Raw genomic sequence first — 1421 nt, forward strand, 5'->3', positions numbered from 1 at the left:
CCTTTATAATTTCAGTATGTTATCAAGCCTGACTTTTCAAACAGCTTCTAAGAATCCTGTGGCGCTCTTTCCGTAAACGCGGCATGCCGTGATGTGCGGGCGCGGAGGGTGCGCCTGTTCACGCGCCTGCCTGTCATCTGACCGGCGGGTCATCCCGGATGGCTGTTCGGGATGTGTTGCCCAGAATGCGTTGCCCAAGATGCGCTGTCCTGAATGCAGGCTTTGGGATGCCCTGTTGGGGATGTTCCGTGGGGGATGTCCCGTGGGGGATGCGCTGTGCAGGGCGCGACGGGGCGGCTTTGCCCCGCATTGACTTGTGCGGTGCGCCCTGCGATGAAAACGGGCCTTTCATGCAAAGGAAGCCGGTGAAAATCCGGTGCGGTCGCGCCACTGTAATGCGGGCATGCATGGCATCATGTCGATGCGCGCACCCTGCCAAGCCAGATACTTTGCATGATATCCTTTCTTCCATCCATCGGGGACGCGATTTCCCCGCAGGAGTCATGAATATGCATATTCCCTTCCTTTTCCCTTTGCCGGTGCGGGCCTGATGGCCGGGCGTGTCCTGCTGCGCGGTATGCTTGCGGGGATTCTCGCGGCGTTCCTCGCCTTTGGCTTCGCGCGGATTGTCGGCGAACCCCAGGTCGATCGCGCCATCGCGTTCGAGGCCGCGCATGACGCGGCCGAAGGTGAACCGCCAGAAGAAGAACTGGTCAGCCGCAAGGTGCAGTCCTCCATCGGGTTGCTGACGGCGTCCGTCATGTATGGCGCGGCGTATGGGGGGGTATTCGCGCTGGCGTTTGCGGTGGCGTTTGGCCGTGTGGGACAGGTATCGCCACGGATGCTGGCGCTGTTGCTGGCGGCGGCGGGGTTCGTGGCGGTCGTGCTGGTGCCCGACCTGAAATATCCCGCCAACCCGCCCGCCGTGGGGAACCCCGAAACAATCGGGCAACGCACCGCGACCTATTTTGAAATGGTCGTCTTCTCGCTCTGTGCGATGATCCTGTCGGTGCTGGCGGGACGGGCGCTGCTGGCGCGTCTGGGGGCATGGTCCGCATGGCTGTGTGGCTGTGCGCTGTTTGTCGTGCTGGTGACGGTGCTGCAACTGGCGCTGCCCACGATCAACGAGGTCCCGGCAGATTTCCCCGCCGCCCTGCTGTGGCATTTCCGCGAGGCCGCCCTTGGCATGCAGGTCGTGTTGTGGGGGGCGCTGGGCCTTGTGTTCGGCCTGCTGGTGGACCGTATGCCCGAACTGCACGGCCACCATGGGGTCGTGCGCGGCTGAGGCGACCGGACAGGTTGCCGGGGATGTTGCTGGCGTCGCATTTTTGGAAAATGCGACGCCTTTTTTACGAGAGTGTTTGAAAACAACTCATGGATGAAAAAGAAAAGTTTTTGGGTGCCGCCTTTTGATCGAAATA

At 61.4% G+C, this 1421-nt stretch carries 1 protein-coding gene and 1 riboswitch; the gene reads left to right on the forward strand.

Annotation, left to right across the window (positions count from 1 at the left end; translation table 11 throughout):
• Positions 1 to 328: 328 nt before the first annotated feature.
• Positions 329 to 505, forward strand: a riboswitch (adenosylcobalamin (AdoCbl) riboswitch).
• Positions 506 to 550: 45 nt separating this feature from the next.
• On the forward strand, positions 551 to 1285 hold the full coding sequence (locus B7G66_RS15950; RefSeq protein WP_003621890.1) for a CbtA family protein: 735 nt from the start codon (positions 551 to 553) through the stop codon (positions 1283 to 1285).
• Positions 1286 to 1421 lie beyond the last annotated feature (136 nt).

It is taken from the genome of Novacetimonas hansenii JCM 7643 (genome assembly GCF_000964405.1).
In the GTDB taxonomy this organism is placed as follows: domain Bacteria; phylum Pseudomonadota; class Alphaproteobacteria; order Acetobacterales; family Acetobacteraceae; genus Novacetimonas; species Novacetimonas hansenii.